The organism is Chitinophaga sp. CC14 (assembly GCF_048957795.1).
GTDB classification, from domain to species: domain Bacteria; phylum Bacteroidota; class Bacteroidia; order Chitinophagales; family Chitinophagaceae; genus Chitinophaga; species Chitinophaga ginsengisegetis.
This window is the reverse complement of the sequence record NZ_JARBFY010000005.1, coordinates 396,070-415,168: the sequence shown is the minus strand read 5'-3', so window position 1 is coordinate 415,168 and position 19,099 is coordinate 396,070. Positions and strand designations below refer to the sequence as shown.

Sequence of the window (19,099 nt, the reverse complement as noted above, 5' to 3'; positions counted from 1 at the left end):
GTTGCCAACCTCCAAACACTGCTTTAATTTGGATCAGTGAAAAATAAGCCAGTAACCGGTAAAAAAGAGGGAGGATTACTGTCGCGTTGCCCGCTAAATTTGCAGGTCAGCAATGATCATTTAAATTACTTTACCCGTGAAAGTAGGATTATTTATACCATGTTATATTGACCAGTTCTACCCGCAGGTAGGCATTGCCACCCTGCAGCTGCTGCAGAAACTGGGTTGTGAAGTGGAGTTTCCCCAGGGGCAAACCTGCTGCGGCCAGCCAATGGCTAACTCAGGATACGAACATCTTACGCACCAGTGCAATAGCCTGTTCATTAAAAACTTTGCTGACTACGACTATATTGTAGGCCCCTCCGGTAGCTGTGTGCTGCATATCAAAGATCATTTGCACGATCCGGCAGCAGAAACAGCAGCTACTCATATACGTGAACGGATCTACGAACTCACGGAATTCCTCACAGATGTACTCAAAGTAGAAAAGCTGACAGCCCGTTTCCCCTGTAAAGTAGGATTGCACCAGAGTTGTCACGGTCAACGTGGCCTCGCCCTTGCGCAGATGAGTGAACTGGTGGCGGCGCCTTTCTCCAAACCGGAGCGGTTACTGCGTATGGTGGAAGGAGTGGAGCTGGTGCCACTGGACCGGCAGGATGAGTGCTGCGGCTTTGGAGGCACTTTCTGTGTTACCGAGGAAGCCGTATCCGTAAAAATGGGAAAAGATCGTGTAGCCGATCACGTTAAACATGGCGCAGAGGTGATCACCGGAACAGATGTGAGTTGCCTCATGCACATGGAAGGCATTTTACGCCGGCAGCACGCTGGGGTAAAGGTGATGCATATTGCAGAAATTCTCAATCAGAATATCCATGAACAGGCAAACAGCTGATCACGCCACGCTGGCAGACAAGTTCAACGAGAATGAGCCGCGGGTGGACTGGCACGACCAAACCCTCTGGTGGGTACGCGCCAAAAGGGATAAGATGGCCTGGAGCATCCCGGAATGGGAACAGCTGCGGGAAACCGCTTCCGCCATCAAGCTGAACGCCCTGGGCAACCTGCACGATTATCTCGTACAGTTTGAACAACAGGCAATACAGAATGGCGCCATCGTTCACTGGGCCGCAGATGCGGAAGAGCATAACCAGATCGTAACAGGCATACTGAAAAAACACGGGGTGCATCACCTCGTGAAAAGTAAGTCCATGCTCACGGAAGAATGCCATCTGAACCCTCACCTCATGGCCAATGGCATCGAGGTAATTGATACCGATCTGGGAGAACGGATTGTGCAGCTTGCCAAAGAGCCGCCCAGTCATATTGTACTGCCCTGTATTCATAAAAAGAAAGAAGAGATAGGAGAGCTGTTCCACGAACACCTGGGTACGCCCGCAGGTAATGCAGACCCGCAATTCCTGACCGCTGCCGCGAGGCAGCACCTGCGGAAGGAATTCCTGCAGGCCAAAGCAGCGATCACCGGTGTGAACTTCGCAGTAGCGGAAACCGGTGAAATGGTGGTATGCACCAACGAAGGTAACGCCGACATGGGCGCGCACCTTGCAGATGTGCATATTGCCTGTATGGGCATCGAAAAAGTAATCCCGCAGCGTAAGCACCTGGGAGTGTTCCTGCGCCTGTTGGCCCGTAGCGCCACCGGGCAGCCCATTACCACCTATTCCAGTCATTTCAGGCAGCCCCGGCCCGGCCAGGAGCTGCATATTGTACTGGTGGATAATGGCCGTTCCAGGCAGCTGGGGCGGGAAGACTTCCGCAATTCACTGAAGTGCATCCGTTGTGGCGCCTGCATGAACACCTGCCCGGTATATCGCCGCAGCGGTGGACATAGCTATCATACCGCTGTAGCGGGCCCTATTGGCGCTATTCTGGCGCCTAACCTCGATATGAAGGATTATGCCGACCTCCCCTTTGCATCTACGCTGTGCGGCTCCTGCTCCAATGTATGCCCGGTGAAAATAGATATTCACCAGCAGCTGTATAAGTGGCGGCAGGTATTGGTAAAGGAAGGCTATACTACGGCTGCAAAAACAGCCAGTATGAAGGCAATGAGCGGCGTGTTATCTACGCCCGCTGTTTACCGGACCGCCGGTAAAATGGGCCGATGGGTAATGCGCGCTTTCCCCGGTATGGTAAATAACCGTTTAAATCCCTGGTATAAACAAAGGGAGATGCCGGCTCCGCCGAAGCAATCCTTCTCCCAGTGGTACGAAAAAAATAAAAAATCATGAGCAGCAGGGACCAGATATTAGCCGCTGTGAAGCAACATCAACCGGAGGCTTCCGTATTGCCGTCTTTAGAAGGATTATCCGGTAATATGCCGGGTACGCTGGAGGCCTACCGCAAAGTATTGGAAGGATTAGGCGGCAGTTTGTTTGAGATAAAGGATGAAAGTGAAATACCAGCATTACTGGCGGAGCATTATCCGCGCCTGCAGCGTATTATCAGGGTAGGGGATGAACAACGTGCATGGATAAACGAAGATCCGCACCTGCTGGAAGATGTGGATATGGCGGTTGTGCCCGGTCAGTGGGGGGTAGCGGAAAACGGCGCCATATGGCTTACTGAAGCCGAAATACCGGTAAGGGTATTACCTTTTATCTGCCAGCATCTGGCCATTGTACTGCCAGCCGGCAGGCTCCTGCCTACCATGCATGAGGCTTATGAAAAGATCGGTGCGCCGCAAACCGGGTTCGGGGTATTTATTGCAGGCCCATCCAAAACAGCAGACATCGAGCAATCGCTGGTGCTGGGCGCACATGGGGCGAAGAGCCTGGTCGTATTTATTACCGCCGGGTAATATCTTTTACGTATACGCCATTACGTTATACTCACTAAAAAAACGGACTCACCGGTAACCGGTGAGTCCGTTTTTTAGTGAGGCATCCTGAGTGAGTATGCTATAATTATCTACAGAATATTTTCGTTATTTTTTAACAATTAAAGGAGTATAATAAATACTTCATTAACTTTAGGCCGGGAAATTAAACAGATCCCTTAAATTGGTATGGTGTTTGTTCAATTGCGTGCGTTGCAAGAATCGATAGCGCAGTGATTTTTTTAACCATATTATTATAGCCATATTTTTAGCAGCTGCGTTAACCAGAAAAATTGAAAGACCATGTTTCATCTATTTAACACTTTAGAGCGGCATCAGAACAAGTCGTTACAGCAAAAGATCGGGGTGCATCACCACCAATGTAGCATCACAGGAAAATTTTCTTTAATAGTATGCAAACTGGACAGCATGATTGGCTGATCCGCATTTTTCGTTTATCCGGCGGGGTTATTTGTCGTTATGTGCCAACAGACCAGTGTTTGAGCAGATAGCCCATAGGAAAAATGGTAGTCATAATCGCTTTGTTAAAAGGGGTTCGGAAGTGCTTTGTGTGATTAATCTTTCAGAAGAGTAGAACGTTGAAAAAAAAATTTAACAGTTTACTTTTTCATAACAGAACTTTTCATTTTTAGTAGTTATCTTGCGCTAACTTTGAAAACCGAAAGAAAGATTATAATCAATTAATTCTCCGTCCTGTATTCTAACTAAGCGCCTCTATGAAAACCTTGAAACTTGCGCGACCTTAGTTGAACAGGCGAGCTTATATTTAATAACCATATCTTATTATTGAACCTATGGTGCGTAATTCATCATGGATTACCCCGTCATGGCTAATCTTACTGTTAGACCTGGGGTGCTCTGTCATCGCAATCAATTTAGCATTTCTCCTGAGACTAAATTTTGATGCATCTGCTATTGTTTTGTTTCCATTGGAAAAGATAGCATTGCTTACCGGAGCTGTAACGCTCGCGTTATCTTTGCTGCTGCACACTTACAGGGGAATCGTCCGTTTTACCAGCCTCGCTGATATCGGGCGTATTGCAGCATTGAACATTATCAGCTGTGGTATCTATCTCGCTGTCAGCTACAGCCATCTGCTGGATCGGGAACAGGCGCTTTTTCCCATGTCTGTGATCCTGATCAACTTCTTCATCAGCTCCTTCCTCCTGTTATCCTACCGCCTGCTGGTGAAATGGATCTTCAAATATTATAATAATTTCCGCGCGGTGAACAGAACCCGTGCTGCGATTTATTATACAGGACATTCCAGTCTCATGCTGCGGAAAGCGATCAGCGATGATCCGCACTCTGATATCCGTATCACCGCTTTCCTGGCAGACACCAATGCACATGCCGGTAAGTCGCTGGAAGGATTACCCATCTACGCTTCCCGCAAAGGAGAACTGTATAAGCTCGTAAAACAGGCAAAGGCAACTTTGTTGCTGATTCCGGAAGATCACCTGGACAGGACACATCTCAATGAACTCGTAGAAGAATGTATCGCATTAAACATACGTGTACAAAAAATCATTCCCGTGAGCCAGTGGACAGAAGGTAACACCAATAGCGGTATCCAGTTAAAGGATATCAACATAGAAGATCTTCTTGAAAGATCTGTTATCAACATCAAAAACGTACAGCTCAGTAAAGAACTGAAAGGAAAGAGTATCCTGGTTACAGGAGCTGCCGGTTCTATTGGTAGTGAAATTGTAAGACAGGTAATAAAATATGAACCATCGGTAGTTATACTCTGTGATAAAGCAGAATCGCCGCTGCACGAACTGGAGCTGGAACTGGCGGAAGCCATCAGCGGGGTTCCGGTGATTCCTTTTATCGGTAATGTATGCGACCGTATACGGATGCAGCAACTGTTTGAAATCTATGCGCCGGTAATCGTTTATCATGCCGCTGCCTACAAACATGTACCCATGATGGAAAAAAATCCTTCCATCGCAGTAATGAATAATGTACTGGGTACTAAAATAGTAGCGGAACTGGCGGTGGAATACGGCGCCGAGAAATTTGTCATGGTGTCTACGGATAAAGCGGTGAACCCTACCAATGTAATGGGCGCCTCCAAACGTATTGCCGAAATCTTCTCCCAGTCGTTCAATAACCATCTGAATGAAAAATACCAGAAAATAGGACCGGTGTATGGTACACCTCCCACACGCTTTATCACTACCCGTTTTGGCAATGTACTGGGCTCAAACGGATCTGTAATTCCACGTTTCAAACAACAGCTTGAAAAGGGTGGCCCGCTAACGGTTACCCATCCGGATATTACCCGTTACTTCATGACCATCCCCGAAGCCTGCCAGCTGGTGCTGGAAGCCGGTTCTATGGGACAGGGAGGCGAAATATTCGTGTTCGATATGGGTAAACCCATGAAGATTGCGGAACTGGCGCGTAAAATGATCCGTATGTCCGGCAAGGAACCCGGAAAAGATATACAGATCGTTTTCACCGGCTTACGCCCGGGGGAAAAACTGTATGAAGAATTACTGAACAATGCAGAGAATACCTTACCCACTTACCACGAAAAAATTATGATTGCCAAAGTACGTGCATCAGATTTTACGGAGGTGAATGAACAAGTGAATCAACTGATAGAATCTGCCAGGAAACATTATCTCACGCCAACGGTGGCCAGGATGAAACAACTGGTACCGGAGTTCATCAGCAAAAATTCTACTTATGAAGAACTTGATAAGGGAAAGATGATCATCTGATCATCCGGTATTCATTACTAAATAAGAAACAAGAGCAATCAATATGTGTGAGCGATCTATCAGAGATTTTAAAGGATTATTAATGGTGTTGTCGGGGGTGGTCACGTTATTTATCACGTCCTGTTCGGCGCCAAAAAACATTACGTATTTCAGAGATGTACCGGATACTATCAAACAACATGAAATACAACAGGCCACTTACTCAACGCCGTTAATCCAGGCAGATGATATCTTACAGATAACCATCCAAACGCTTGATCCAACGGCTACCGCCATGCTGAATCAATCCGGCGCAGCAGTGCCGGTAAGCGGTAATACCGCTGCAGCACCCGCTGCCGCAGCAGTAAGCGGCTACCTGGTAGATAAAGACGGATATGTGGTACTGCCATTGATTGGTAAAATAATGGTGCAGGGCAAAACAACCGACAGCGTCAGGGAAGAGATCAAAACAAAAGCAGCTACCTACTATAAAGATCCGGTAGTAAACGTGCGGTTTGCCAATTTTAAGATCACCGTATTGGGAGAAGTGAACAAGCCTTCTACCTATGTGATGCCCAATGAGAAGGTAACTTTACTGGACGCACTGGGCGCAGCCGGCGATCTTACTATCTACGGAAAAAGGGAAAATGTACTACTGATCAGGGATAATAATGGAAAGAAGGAATTTGTAAGACTGAACCTGAACCAGAGCAATATTTTTTCGTCTCCCTACTTTTACCTGCATCAGGGAGATGTAGTATATGTAGAACCTAATAAATCGAAAGTGTCCAGTACGGACTTTGCACAGGTAAAACGTATTTCAATCCTGGCATCTGTTTTATCACTGTTGATCGTGGCGGTGTCGAGAATTAATTTTTAATTTTTTAATAAGAAAATATGCCAGAGCATATCTTTACGAATCACGCAGCTCATTTAAATGGGCACGAGGCAAGGGAGCCGGAAAAAGACGGTGGGATCAACCCCCGTTATATACTGGATACCCTTATGAGACATTGGTACCTGTTTGTTATTTTCATAATAATGGGTGTGTCTGCTGCGTGGTTGTATCTCCGCTACGCCACTCCAAGTTATAAAATCAGTGCTAAAGTACTGGTGAAGGATGACCAGAAAGGTGGCGATATCCCCGGTCAGGAGATACTGCAACAGCTGGAAGTTTTTTCCAATAAAAGCAGCGTGGACAATGAAGTGGAAATATTAAAGTCACGTACCCTCATGCAGAAGGTAGTGAACAACCTGCAACTGAACACATCTTATTTTGTAGATGGAAGAGTGAAAGAATCCGAGCAATATGGTAACCTTCCTTTTTCATTGCAATGGCTTTCCCTCAATGATACCATTAACAAAACCTCTTATGTTATTACGCCATTGGGGAATGATAAATTTGAATTGTCCGGCAAAAAAGGTACACGTACCGCTGCCTGGAATGATACGCTTCACCTCCAGGAAGGCGTGGCAAAAATAACCCGTACAGAGTTTCCTTTCACCCGGTCGGCTTACACCGTCAAAGTGGCGTCTGTAGATGAAACTACGGCTAATTACCAACTGCTGCTGGATGTGCGTATTCCCAATAAACAGGTGAGTACCATCGATCTGAGTTTAGATGCACGGATTCCTGAAAAAGGAGAAAAAGTGCTGAACAACCTGCTGACCACTTACCTGAAAGCAAGTGTGGAAGACAAAAACCGTATTGCCGACAGCACCATCGCCTTCATCGACAACCGTCTTGTTATTGTAACACAGGAGTTGTCGGGGGTAGAAAAAAATATACAGCAGTTCAAACAGGATAATGAACTGGCAGATATTGAATCACAGTCGAAATTACTGGTAGAAGGTACCGGCGACGCCCGCAAACAGCTACTGGAACAACAGGTACAGTTAAACGTGGTAGAGTCGCTGGAACAATATATGCGCGACACCGAAAACAATAAAAGGGTAGTGCCTTCCTCCCTCATTGTACAGGACCCTACCTTTGTAGGATTGGTACAGCGTTATAACACCCTGCAGCTCGACAGGGAACGCCAGCTGATGTCCAGCACAACTACCAACCCGGTAGTGGTGAATATGGACCAGCAACTCGCAGGCATCCGTTCCGACCTGCTCAGCAACCTGGCTTCCCTGAAAAGAGGTATCCAGGTGGGTATCGAAGAACAGCAAAAGAACGCCAGCGCCCTCAATCAGAAAATCAGGCAGGTGCCTGCCAAAGAAAGGGTATTCCTGGACATCTCCCGTCAGCAGGCCATCAAACAGGAACTATACCTGTTTCTCCTGAAGAAAAGAGAAGAGTCCGCGATTTCCAAAACTTCTAACCTGGCTATCGCCCGCATTATTGACGATGCAAAAAGCGATGCACTGCCTTTCAAACCAAAACGCATCCTCATCCTTCTGTTAGGACTGGTACTGGGTGTAGCACTCCCGGCCGGATACCTGTACATGAGAGAACTGTTAAGCAGAAGGATCCTCAATAAGCAGGACATTACCAGCAACACACCGGTGCCGGTACTGGCGGAAATTGGCCACGCTTCATCAAATATGATTGTCACCAAAGCCGATTCACGTACGCCGGTAGCGGAGCAGTTCCGTGCTTTAAGAACCAATCTCCAGTTTGTATTATCTGATATCAGTAATAAAGCGGTGATTGTTACTTCCAGCATGGGAGGAGAAGGAAAGTCCTTTGTGTCTACCAACCTGGCGGCCATCCTGGCCCTTTCAGGAAAGAAGGTAGTGCTGATGGAAATGGATTTGCGCAAGCCTAAGATCGCAGAGCGACTGGGCCTGCCCAACCACGAAGGCTTCAGTACTTACGCCATCGGTAAAACTTCTATGGAAGCGCTGATCAGGCCATCAGGGATTCATGAAAACTGCTGGATCATCAGTTCCGGTCCTATTCCGCCAAATCCTACCGAGCTGTTATTGCAGCAAAGGACAGAAGCGTTGTTTAAAGAACTGAATGAACGCTTTGATTATATCGTGATCGACTCCGCCCCGATAGGGCTGGTAACAGATGCGCAGGTACTGGCCCGCTATGCGGATGCCACCCTGTACCTGGTTCGCCACGGCTTTACTTTCAAACAGCAGCTGCAGATTTCTAAAGACCTGTACCTGCAACGTAAACTGCCCCGGATCAATATCGTTATCAATGATGTGAAGAATAAGAGCGCCTACGGCTATGGCTACGGGTATGGATACGGGTACGGTTACGGCAATGAAGACGGCGGTGGTAAGCGTTTCCTGGGGAAATGGAGGAAACGGGCCGTGCTGGACGGGAAATAGCATTACGATATTATGTATATTCGTGTATGCATCGCCATTTTGCCCCGGATATACCCTGTACTTATCAGTTGGATGGATGGCAGGACTGTATTAAAAGACTTAAAAAAATAAAAGACAGACAAATATTTTATGGTTAAGATTAGCAACAGCGTTGAGAATATCCATCTTGCCGTTATAGGCCTGGGCTATGTTGGTTTGCCGTTAGCAATTGAATTTGGCAAAAAATACGATGTGTTGGGATTTGATATCAACAAGGAAAGAGTAAAAGAACTGGCTGCGGGCGCTGACCGTACCAGGGAAGCTAACATGGAAGATCTGACCGCCGTGATAGCATTGAAAGCCGGGAAGAAATCAGACATCGGGCTTTCTTTCTCTTCCAATGTGGAAGATCTGAAAAAGTATAACACGTTTATTGTAACGGTTCCCACACCGATAGATGCCTACAAGGCGCCGGATCTCCGCCCGCTTATCAAAGCGTCTGAAATGCTGGGAAGCATCCTGAAAAAAGGTGACCTCGTAATTTATGAGTCTACCGTATACCCAGGCTGTACAGAAGAAGATTGCGTTCCCGTACTTGAAAAAGTATCCGGACTGAAATATAACACCGACTTCTTTGTGGGATACTCCCCGGAAAGGATTAACCCGGGTGATAAAGTAAACACCCTCACAAAGATCAAGAAAGTAACCAGCGGCTCTACCCCTGAAATTGCAGATAAAGTGGATGCCCTGTATGGTTCTATCATTGAAGCAGGTACCCACAAGGCGCCAAGCCTGAAGGTGGCCGAGGCTTCCAAAGCTATTGAAAACGCACAGCGCGACGTGAACATCTCATTTGTGAACGAACTGGCGCTGATCTTCGATAGGATAGGTATCGATACCAACGACGTTATCGACGCCGCCGGCACCAAATGGAACTTCCTGAAATACAAGCCAGGATTGGTGGGTGGTCACTGCATCGGTGTAGATCCTTATTATCTCGCACACAAAGCGGAATCTGTAGGCTATCACCCGCAGGTGATCCTGTCCGGCCGCCGTGTAAACGATCATATCGGTCACTTCGTAGCCAATAAGGTAGTGAAACTGATGATCGATAAAGATCATAAAATCAAAGGATCAAAAGCGCTCATCATGGGAATTACCTTCAAGGAAAACTGCCCGGATGTACGTAATACCCGCGTGGTGGATATTTATCACGAACTGAAACAGTTCGGTCTGAATGTAGATATCTACGATCCCTGGGCTGATCCCGCAGAAGTGGAAGAAGAATATGGCGTGAAAATCTTAAACGCTATTGATAAAGGCGCTGTATACGACGCTATCATCGTAGCAGTAGCACATAAAGAGTTTTTAACCTTTGATTACCTGAAGTACAGACGTAACAACGGGGTCATTTTTGATACCAAAGCTTGTGTAGATAGAAGCCTGGTAGACGGCAGGCTCTAAAAGCAGTTAACGCAGAAACATATATAAATAATTTGGAAATTGATATTTGATGTCAACGAAAGGGGTGAGCTATGAGATGTCGCTAAACTTAGGGACTAACTTTCTGGCTTTGGTTTTAAATATTTTACTGGGGCTGGTAGTAGTACCTTTTTATATCGCGAAGATCGGTGTGGATGGCTATGGTATCATAGCACTGGCTACTTCTTTCAGTTCATACTTGTCTATCATTACCATTGCTATTGACGCGGCGGTAGGAAGGAACTTTACACTGGCAATGAGAAAGGATGATCATGCGTCTTCAAACGCCATCTATTCATCCTCCATCATTTCAGCCACCCTGTTAATTGTTGCTATCCTGCCGCTGATAGGCTGGTTCTTATATAAAATAGACAGCATCATCAGTTATCGCGGATACGCCGTGGGAGAAATGAGGTGGGTGTTCATCGCCATTATCACCTCTTTCGTACTCACCTTTATCCGCGGACTTTTCCTGGTACCGGCATTTGCGTCGAATAAAATTTATATCCAACGCATCATTGCCATCCTGGAAATAGTGGTAAGAACAGCGCTGATCTTTTTACTGCTGAATACTTCGGCAAAGTTAAGCCTGATAGGAGTTTCCTTCTTCCTGGCTTCACTGGTGTCATTTGCAGCAGCGCTGATCTGGATCATCCGGAAATTTCCGTTTCTGAAATTACGGATGGCCAGTTTTGATAAGAAGATAGTGAGATATGTGGCCTCCATGAGTTTCTGGCTGGTGATTAACCAGATAGGCACCTTGCTCTTTATCAATATTGACATCATTTTACTGAATCATTACTATGGAGCCACAGCTACCGGTGAATTCAGTACCGTAGCCCAGTGGCACACGTTATTACGTTCATTTGCAGGGGTATTTGTAGCCATATTTACACCAGTGGTATATAAATATTATGCAGATAAAGACTTCAGCAACCTGCTGAAGTTTTCGAAGTATTCGGTGGTGGCAATGGGTCTGGTACTGGCTATTCCAATAGGTATTATCGTTGCCTATTCGGATGTGATTCTCCGGTTGTGGGTAGGTGAAAAGTTCACCCATTTTTACCCGCTCATGATCCTGCTGACCGGTCATTTGATCTTTAACCTGTCAGTATTGCCCATACTGTCTATCAATTCGGTATATAACAAAGTAAAAGTACCGGGACTCACGTCCTTCTTCTGTGGCATACTGAACCTGGTGTTAGGCATACTGGTCATAAAATATTTTAACTGGGGCATCTATAGCGTAGCCATTGTATCGGCAGTATTATTAACGGTGAAGAACCTGATATTCTCACCCACCTATGCTGCCAGGATCCTGGAGCAGAAACCCTGGTTTTATTATCCCAGTATTTTGCGTGGATGCGGATTGTTTGTGTGGGTACTGCTATTATCGTGGGGGTGCAGGAAATTCATGTTGCCCGGTTCCTGGGGTGGGCTGATGGTATCAGCTATCATAATTGGCATTGGCAGTGTTCCTTTTGCCTGGTTTGTAAGTTTAAATAAAGATCAGCGATCATTGATCGGAAAATTGATAAGAAGACAAATATGAAAAAGGCGTTAATCATTAATGAAGGGTTTTCCAATAATCTGGGTGATCAGGCCATCCGTGAAAGCATGACCAGTTTATTGCGGGATAGCGATTTCAGTACAGATTTTGCCTATTTCACCAATCCGGGTATGAACAGCATGCCGGCATATAATTACCTGGAAGCAGGAACAGGCGCTATAGCACCGCCTGCGCTGTCGTTTGCAAAAAAAGCAAAGTTGAAACTGGCTGGTTTATACTGGATCGGTATCAACTATAAACATATCCGCGCCAAATTACGCAAAGGAAACTACGACATCGTGGTGATTGGCGGCGGACAACTGATTGAATCATCAGGAAAAGACTATCCCAGCCGCTTTGCAATTGCCATGTATTGGTGGACGCTCCTGGTAAAGAAATTTACCCGTGCGAAAATTTATATCATTGGCGTGGGAGTGGGTACTACCTTCAATGCAAAGGAACAGTCCCTGTTCTCAAAAGCATTGTCAAAGGCAGACCTCATCTGGGTCAGAGACAGTTATTCCAAAGCATCCCTGTTTGAAAAGTTTGGCCACAAAGCAGTGCTCACGCCGGACATCGCTTTTTACAGCGGTAAAAACAGGATTGAAGAAGGAAATACAAACAGGAAAGCACTGGTAGGAATTACCAGTTTTAACGAGGTGTTTGCAAAATATAACCAGCCCGGTAAAACCAATGCAGATTACTATGAAGAGTGGTTTGCAGTGGTAAAAGGATACCTGGATGCAGGATTATCTGTAGAGCTGTTTTATACTACCATCACCGATGCGGCCGAAACCATTGCTTTCCGGAATTATATAAAACTGAATTATCACCTGGAGTTGCCGGTGGCAAAACTGTCTTCTGTCAATGACCTGAAGCAGCTGTACCAATCCGCTTCCGATGTGTATTCCGGCAGAATGCACGCATTGATCTTAGCCATGAAACATCAATGCACCGTGAAGGCTTACCTGATTTCGCAGAAATTAAAATCCTTTCACCAGGAATATATTTTGCCGGGAAACCAGCCTACGGAATACAGCCGGAAGATCCGTGGAACATTTAATGATCTGATGCTCAACAATGTTAAACCGTAGTTTATGAGAGTCAGGCAATTGATTAAATCAGATTTACACCGGTATCACGGGAAAACAGATGCAAAAAGCTTTGTAAAGGCTTTCTTTTTAATAGAAGGATTCCGCTACATGTTTTTTTTCAGGCTGCATAAAGGCGCTGCGGCGCCATTCAGAATTTTGCTGCGGTTAATACTCCGGCATTATTCTTATAAATATGGATTCCAGATACCACATACCACCAAAGTGGGTTATGGATTGTATATCGGGCATTTCGGCACGATTGTTATCAATGGGAATGCGCAACTGGGAAACAATGTAAATCTTTCGCCCGGCGTAGTGATAGGGCAGTCGAGCCGCGGCCGCCTTATGGGCGTGCCGGTGGTAGGCAACCGGGTGTGGATTGGATCCAATGCAATAATTGTAGGTAAAATTAATATCGGAGATAATGTGATGATAGCACCGGGAGCATATGTAAACAGGGATATTCCTGCTAACTCGCTGGTGATGGGTAACCCCGCAGTGATTTACGAGGGAAAGGATGTAGAGGGGTATATCTGTAACGAATGGGGTCTATGAAAAATGTTTTAATCATATCTTACGAATTTCCGCCTATCATCGGAGGCGCGGGCGTGTATGCACACGACCTGGCCATAGGACTGGTGAAAAACGGGCACCAGGTGAGCCTGCTCACCTATAAAACGCCACGTAATGAAGCCTTCCTGGCATCATTTGAAAAAACGTATGGCATTCACTGTTATACTATCCCCGAAAAGAAATATGTTCACTTTTACCTGTTCTTCCGTCAGCTGAAGAAGATAGTAAAGGAGCAGTCGTTTGATACCATCATTTTCAGCGACGCCCGTGCAAAAAAAATGGGCGCCCTGTTCCACCCGGCATTAAAGGACTTGTCGGCCCGCTCCTTGTCGGTGCTGCATGGCAGCGAAAAGGCCAGCTTCTTTGAAAAGCCTTCCTTCCTGTTGCGCGCTTTTGGCATGCAGCGGCGGATGCTGAATTTCCTGCAACAACAGAAGAAAATAGTAGTGGTTAGTGAAGCCGAATATGAGTTGTGGACGAAAACCGCACTCAAAGAAAAGCTGCTGCTGATCCGTCATGGAATTGATACGGATATTTTCCACCAGCGTACCCCGCAGCAGGTAAGCGCTATCAAAGGCAGGCTGGGCATAGATCCTGATCGCCCTGTGCTTTTCAGCGCTTCCCGCCTGGTAAAAGAGAAAGGACAGGAACTGGTCATTGAAAGCCTGCCCGGAATAGTGGCTGCTGTGCCGGATCTGCTTTGCATTATTGCAGGTAGCGGTGCTTATCTCCCTGCATTACAACAACAGGTAAAGGAACTGAAACTGGAAAAACATGTATTGTTTACCGGGGGCGTTGCCCGCGAAATACTCTCCGATTATTTCGCCGTCTGCGATCTCTTTATTCTTCCCAGCCAGTTTTATGAATCTTTCGGATTGGTATACCTCGAAGCGGCAGCCTGCGGCAAAACAGCCATTGCAGGCAACCGGGGAGGAACCAACGAAGCGGTGGTGAATGATGTAACCGGCTACCTGGTAGATCCGGTATCAAAAGAAGAAATTATCAATAAAGTGGTGACTGTTCTGAAAGATGCAGATCTGAGAAACAGGTTGCAAACCACTGCTTATACACGGGCCATGTCGGAGTTTTCAAATGTAACGATGGCCGGCAAAATTATTAATATCTGATAGGAATGAGGAATAGCAATGCCAATACCAATTTACTGCTCCTGCTGAATTTTATATTCGCTTGTATTGCTGGTATTGTATCAGTGAGTGTAGCCACTTTCCTGTTTAATATGATCCTGCTGGGTACCGGCATGCTGATTATAACAGCCATGTTTAAAGAACCGGCCCGCAGGCAAACAGGGCTGCGGCTTTTCCTCTCGTTTTTCCTGGTGTATGGTATCTTTATGCTGGTAACGAATGCTATCTATATCCAGGATCCTTTCCGGGATATTTTCTATGCAAAGGATTCGGTAACGTTTTATACCTACATCGATAAAGTAGCATCGATGCGGACGTTGGGCGATATTACAGCATATTACCGGGATGACTTCTTCTCGGCCGACTGGAAGGGCTTCGCCTGGTTTTCCAGCGTGCTGGGCTTCCTGGCCAAAGGCATTGATAATAATACGCTGGTATTGCAGAAATTACAGATCGTGTTCTGCTCAGCGCTGATCCCCGTGATCCTGTTCAGCATTTTATCAACTTATATCAATCGTGAACTCAGCATAAAGTTTACGGTTGTATATGCTTTCCTGTCTTATAACTTTTTCTTTTCTGCTGTATATCTGAGAGATGTACACATCGGTTTGCTGTTTGGCTTGTACTTCCTGCTGATCATTAACAGGCAGGGACTGGCAGGTATTTTTTATGGCATCCTGCTTACAGTACTGATCTACTTATTCCGGCCGGAGCATGGCTTTTTCAGCGCCTCGTTCTTAATGGCGTATATCTATCTGCTGGTAACAGACAAGAATAACAAAACACTCAATAAATTTAAAATACCCATCTTAATCCTGCTGGCATTACCGGCGTTAACGCAGGTGGTTTACCTGCAGCAGGGCTTCAACACTATTCAGAGTACCAGTGAAAATTACCTGGACTCTTCTATGTCAAACGCAGGGTTAGGCTCATTTGGCAGCCTGCTGCTGAAACTGCCTTTTGGTGTGCGGCACGTGGTGGTGGGATTGTTTTCCCAAACGTTGCCGTTTCCTTTTTATGCGGTGCTGGAAGAAAACCCCTTCTTCATTCCCTGGGCATTGGCGGCCCTTTTCTGGTTTGTGGTTTGGGGCGTTATTATTTATACGGCTATTATTAAACCGCGTAATCCATTCTTTAAGATCAGGGAATTACGTTTCCTGTTCATCATTGCAGCGCTGCTGATCCTCGGGGCCAGCTCCAATGCGGATACGAGAAGGATTATGTCGGTATACCCGGTTATATATGTTGTTTTTGCAGGTGGATTTTTATCACTGGATAAAGTAAAGCGGAAGCAGCTCATCGCAGCATCGCTCCTGTTTTACTTTGGGTTGGTATTTGTTTATGCGTTGATTAAGTGACAAATTTTTTTGCTATGGTGAGATCAGTATTTTTCCTTTTTTGCATGATACTGGCGATACAGTTTCCCGCTGTCTCCCAGCAGGCCATCTCCGGGTGGCAATGCAAGGTAACGCCTGCACCAAATTATAGTCTTACGAAAGATCAAAGCCAGGTAAGCTCTTTATCTGACGGAAAATATATTACCGGTAATTCTTTCTGGAAAGATCCCGGAACGTTGGGCTGGCAAAACACCGGTAAAATTACCATTGATATTACCTTGCCGCAGCCGGTACCGGTAACGGGTATTAACCTCAATACCGTAACGGGGCAAAAAGCCCAGGTAACGCTGCCTCTGAGCGTATTGGCATTTGTAAGCAATGATCAGCAGAACTGGTCATTTGCAGGTGATATGATGGGGCAGTCGTCCGTAAAAGATGAGTACTACCGCATTGTGCCGTTATCGCTCCGGAATATTGGCATAACGGGAAAGTATATACGGCTGATAGTAGTTCCCAATGGCAGTTACTTTTTTACAGATGAAATACAGGTGTTCACAGGCAAGCAGGCCGCCGGCAAAAAATCAATGATGGTGGCTTCTTCTGCGATGGAAGGATTTGTAAAGGAGCAGCGTACCGCTACTATCAATAAACGTTTCTCAGCAGAAGGCGCGGGCGGGGATGCACCGGTTGCCAAAAGTATGGCGCCTGCCGGCGGAAGTGGTATAACATTAACGCCGCTGGCCTCCGGTTTGGCGGGTTCCGGTCAAACAGCCGGCGGGGATATTGCGATCCAAACCCTGCCCGGTGTTTCTGAATATGCGGCTTTTTCCTTAATCAATAATACAGCGGCGGCTACCGGTGTGAAGGTTACTTTTACGGCCTCCACACCAGCTGTCCGTTACCAGGTGTACTGGGCGAAGCCGGTGAAAAGCCGCGATTTTAAAGTAGTGCCCGATGCACTCATGGAAATAAAGAGCGGGGAAACAATGAACCTTGCCCAAAATGAGTCGGGGCTATTGCTGGTAAAGGCGGTGGCAACGCAAAGCGGCGCGGGTAAACTTACATTGAGTGCAGGTAATACCAGCAGGACGCTTACCGTTACCGCCGGCAACGGCGCTTTATCTGCCTACCGGCAATACAAACCCGATGTAAATGTATGGCCTTACTTTAATGATACCTTCTTTAAAGGACGCGAAGAAAGCGCCCGGCAGGATTTGCTGGCGCACTATGTAAATACCTTTGTGTTTCATCCGGGTATTTTGCTGCCCAATATAGAACTGGCTAAAAATGAAAAGCTCCGTAATAACCTGTCGTATGTAAAAGGATTTCAGAATGTGTTACTCTTCCTTGATTTTTCCGGGAAGAAGGACGACTTTTTATCCGACACCTGGAAGCAATCTTTTTTAACGTGGTATGATGCGATGGTAGCTGCCTTGCAGCAACAGGGCATTGCGGCATCCAATATTTACCTCTATCCTTTTGATGAAATTAAACCGGCGCAGTTACCGGTGTACAGGCAGTTTGCCACCTGGGTGAAGTCGGTCAGGAAAAATGCAAAACTCTTTGCTACAGTGTCCAATGCCACTGTGTTAAACGGCTTATCCGGGCAGGTGGATATTTTCCAGCTATACGATAACGGCAATGTGCTGAAAGCTTACCGTCAGCAACGTTTATCGGCCCAACAGGTATGGCTATACGATACAAAGAAACCTACCAAGTCATTGTCGCCCTACGGCTACTATCGCTTAATGGCCTGGAAGGCGTATGCAGATGACGTTACCGGTATCGGGTTCTGGCAGTATGCAGATGCGGGACACGAGGCGGGCGCCACCTCACTCTGGGATGATTTTGATGGCAAGTCGGCCGACTTTGCCGTAGTATACGATAATGGCAGCCAGGTGATTTCCAGCAGGAGATGGGAGGCTTTTAAGATGGGTGTGGAAGATTATATGCTGCTGAATGCCTATGCTAAAAAGTATGGTAAAGCTGCGGCCATGAAAATATGTAACCGGGTGTTAGGCGATGCGGACAACCCGCAAACAGGCGATCAGGCAAGGACTCAACTTATAAAAGAACTGGAATGAAGCAACGCTCAAAATTATTAATACTGGCTACCATGCCGCCGCCTATTGGTGGTGTGACCATCCATATACAAAGACTGTTACAATACCTGAATAACAACGGATATGAGTATACGTTTACCGATTTCCGGAGAAGTACCAAAGGTGATATTTTAAAGCAGATCAGGCAGCACCGGTTCATTCATTTTCATATTTATCACCCGGTAGTCCGCTGCTGCTTTGTGTTGTTGGGTACAATATTTGGTAAGAGGATGCTCTTTACTTTGCACGGAAACCTTGGCAGGCACAATGCTTTGTACAACCTGCTGGATCAGCTTGCATTCAGGATCGCTTATATGCCTATTGTACTGAACCAGAAAAGCTTTGAAAAAGGCAGGAAATGGAACAAACGGACACAGATGATCGGCGCATTTATTCCGCCACAGCAGCCGGAAGAGCTAACAGCGTCCATCCAGGCCGCCGTGGCCGGCATGCGGGCGAAATATGCAGGAATATATGCTACCAATGCGTCTACTGTTTCTATTGATAAGGCCGGTAATGAAACCTACCAGGTAACACTGCTGGTGAATATTTTCCGGAAAATGAAGGACGATGCGCTGGTGATTTCAGACGCTTCCGGCCGCTATAAATCTTTCCTGCAGCAACAGGGACTTGAAATACCCGCCAATGTTTTATTGATCAGTGAACCACATCCATTCTTCGAGATCCTGAAAAGGTCGGATGTGTTTTTAAGGATCACTACTACAGATGGCGATTCTTTATCAGTGAAAGAAGCCCTGTTTCTTGGCAAACAGGTGCTGGCTACTGATGTGGTGAACCGGCCTGCCGGCACACAGCTGGTGGCATTGAACGAATGGGATATTGCAGACGCGATCGGTAAAATGCGGCATGATAATACCGTATACAACCGCCACACGTTAAGCAATGGGGGAGAGGAATTACTGCAACTGTATAAAAAAGTAGTAGCATAACAAACGTGCCGGGTAAACGAAGTATCCCG

Annotated in this window: 14 protein-coding genes; all 14 read left to right on the top strand. The window is 46.3% G+C overall.

Going from position 1 to position 19,099, the window contains the following annotated elements; genetic code table 11:
* Positions 1-136 precede the first annotated feature (136 nt).
* The 14 genes from PV783_RS21265 to PV783_RS21200 all read left to right on the top strand — a co-directional run bounded on the left by PV783_RS21265 (position 137) and on the right by PV783_RS21200 (position 19,070).
* Positions 137-892: a (Fe-S)-binding protein gene (locus PV783_RS21265; RefSeq protein WP_420989472.1), complete on the top strand. Its 756-nt coding sequence runs from the start codon at positions 137-139 to the stop codon at positions 890-892.
* Entirely contained in the window at positions 873-2,249 is a 1,377-nt protein-coding gene (locus PV783_RS21260; RefSeq protein ID WP_420989471.1) for a lactate utilization protein B, read from the top strand. The genes PV783_RS21265 and PV783_RS21260 overlap by 20 nt, the downstream gene beginning before the upstream one ends.
* A complete protein-coding gene (locus tag PV783_RS21255; RefSeq protein ID WP_420989470.1) occupies positions 2,246-2,818 on the top strand; it encodes a LutC/YkgG family protein in 573 nt (190 codons plus the stop codon). The genes PV783_RS21260 and PV783_RS21255 overlap by 4 nt, the downstream gene beginning before the upstream one ends.
* A gap of 968 nt (positions 2,819-3,786) precedes the next feature.
* Complete coding sequence (locus PV783_RS21250) at positions 3,787-5,589, top strand: polysaccharide biosynthesis protein (RefSeq protein ID WP_420989469.1); 1,803 nt, start codon at positions 3,787-3,789, stop codon at positions 5,587-5,589.
* A 43-nt stretch (positions 5,590-5,632) separates the two neighbouring features.
* Positions 5,633-6,448 carry a polysaccharide biosynthesis/export family protein gene (locus PV783_RS21245; protein ID WP_079472798.1) on the top strand — a complete coding sequence of 272 codons (816 nt, stop codon included), beginning with the start codon at positions 5,633-5,635 and terminating at the stop codon, positions 6,446-6,448.
* Positions 6,449-6,465: 17 nt separating this feature from the next.
* Positions 6,466-8,859 carry a GumC family protein gene (locus tag PV783_RS21240; RefSeq protein ID WP_336387946.1) on the top strand — a complete coding sequence of 798 codons (2,394 nt, stop codon included), beginning with the start codon at positions 6,466-6,468 and terminating at the stop codon, positions 8,857-8,859.
* Positions 8,860-8,988: 129 nt separating this feature from the next.
* Positions 8,989-10,302 (top strand): nucleotide sugar dehydrogenase, encoded by a 1,314-nt coding sequence (locus tag PV783_RS21235; RefSeq protein WP_079472800.1) that lies wholly within the window; start codon positions 8,989-8,991, stop codon positions 10,300-10,302.
* 49 nt (positions 10,303-10,351) lie between these two features.
* Positions 10,352-11,872 carry an oligosaccharide flippase family protein gene (locus PV783_RS21230; protein WP_079472801.1) on the top strand — a complete coding sequence of 507 codons (1,521 nt, stop codon included), beginning with the start codon at positions 10,352-10,354 and terminating at the stop codon, positions 11,870-11,872.
* Positions 11,869-12,963 carry a polysaccharide pyruvyl transferase family protein gene (locus PV783_RS21225; RefSeq protein ID WP_079472802.1) on the top strand — a complete coding sequence of 365 codons (1,095 nt, stop codon included), beginning with the start codon at positions 11,869-11,871 and terminating at the stop codon, positions 12,961-12,963. Before PV783_RS21230 ends, PV783_RS21225 begins: the two co-directional genes overlap by 4 nt.
* Positions 12,964-12,966: 3 nt before the next feature.
* Positions 12,967-13,518 carry a serine O-acetyltransferase gene (locus tag PV783_RS21220; RefSeq protein ID WP_079472803.1) on the top strand — a complete coding sequence of 184 codons (552 nt, stop codon included), beginning with the start codon at positions 12,967-12,969 and terminating at the stop codon, positions 13,516-13,518.
* A complete protein-coding gene (locus tag PV783_RS21215) occupies positions 13,515-14,663 on the top strand; it encodes a glycosyltransferase family 4 protein (RefSeq protein WP_420989468.1) in 1,149 nt (382 codons plus the stop codon). Before PV783_RS21220 ends, PV783_RS21215 begins: the two co-directional genes overlap by 4 nt.
* A 5-nt stretch (positions 14,664-14,668) precedes the next feature.
* Positions 14,669-16,039, top strand: a complete 1,371-nt coding sequence (locus PV783_RS21210; protein ID WP_111579656.1) for a hypothetical protein — start codon at positions 14,669-14,671, stop codon at positions 16,037-16,039.
* 14 nt (positions 16,040-16,053) lie between these two features.
* Positions 16,054-18,102: a hypothetical protein gene (locus PV783_RS21205; RefSeq protein WP_420989467.1), complete on the top strand. Its 2,049-nt coding sequence runs from the start codon at positions 16,054-16,056 to the stop codon at positions 18,100-18,102.
* Entirely contained in the window at positions 18,099-19,070 is a 972-nt protein-coding gene (locus tag PV783_RS21200; protein WP_363439335.1) for a glycosyltransferase, read from the top strand. The genes PV783_RS21205 and PV783_RS21200 overlap by 4 nt, the downstream gene beginning before the upstream one ends.
* Positions 19,071-19,099 lie beyond the last annotated feature (29 nt).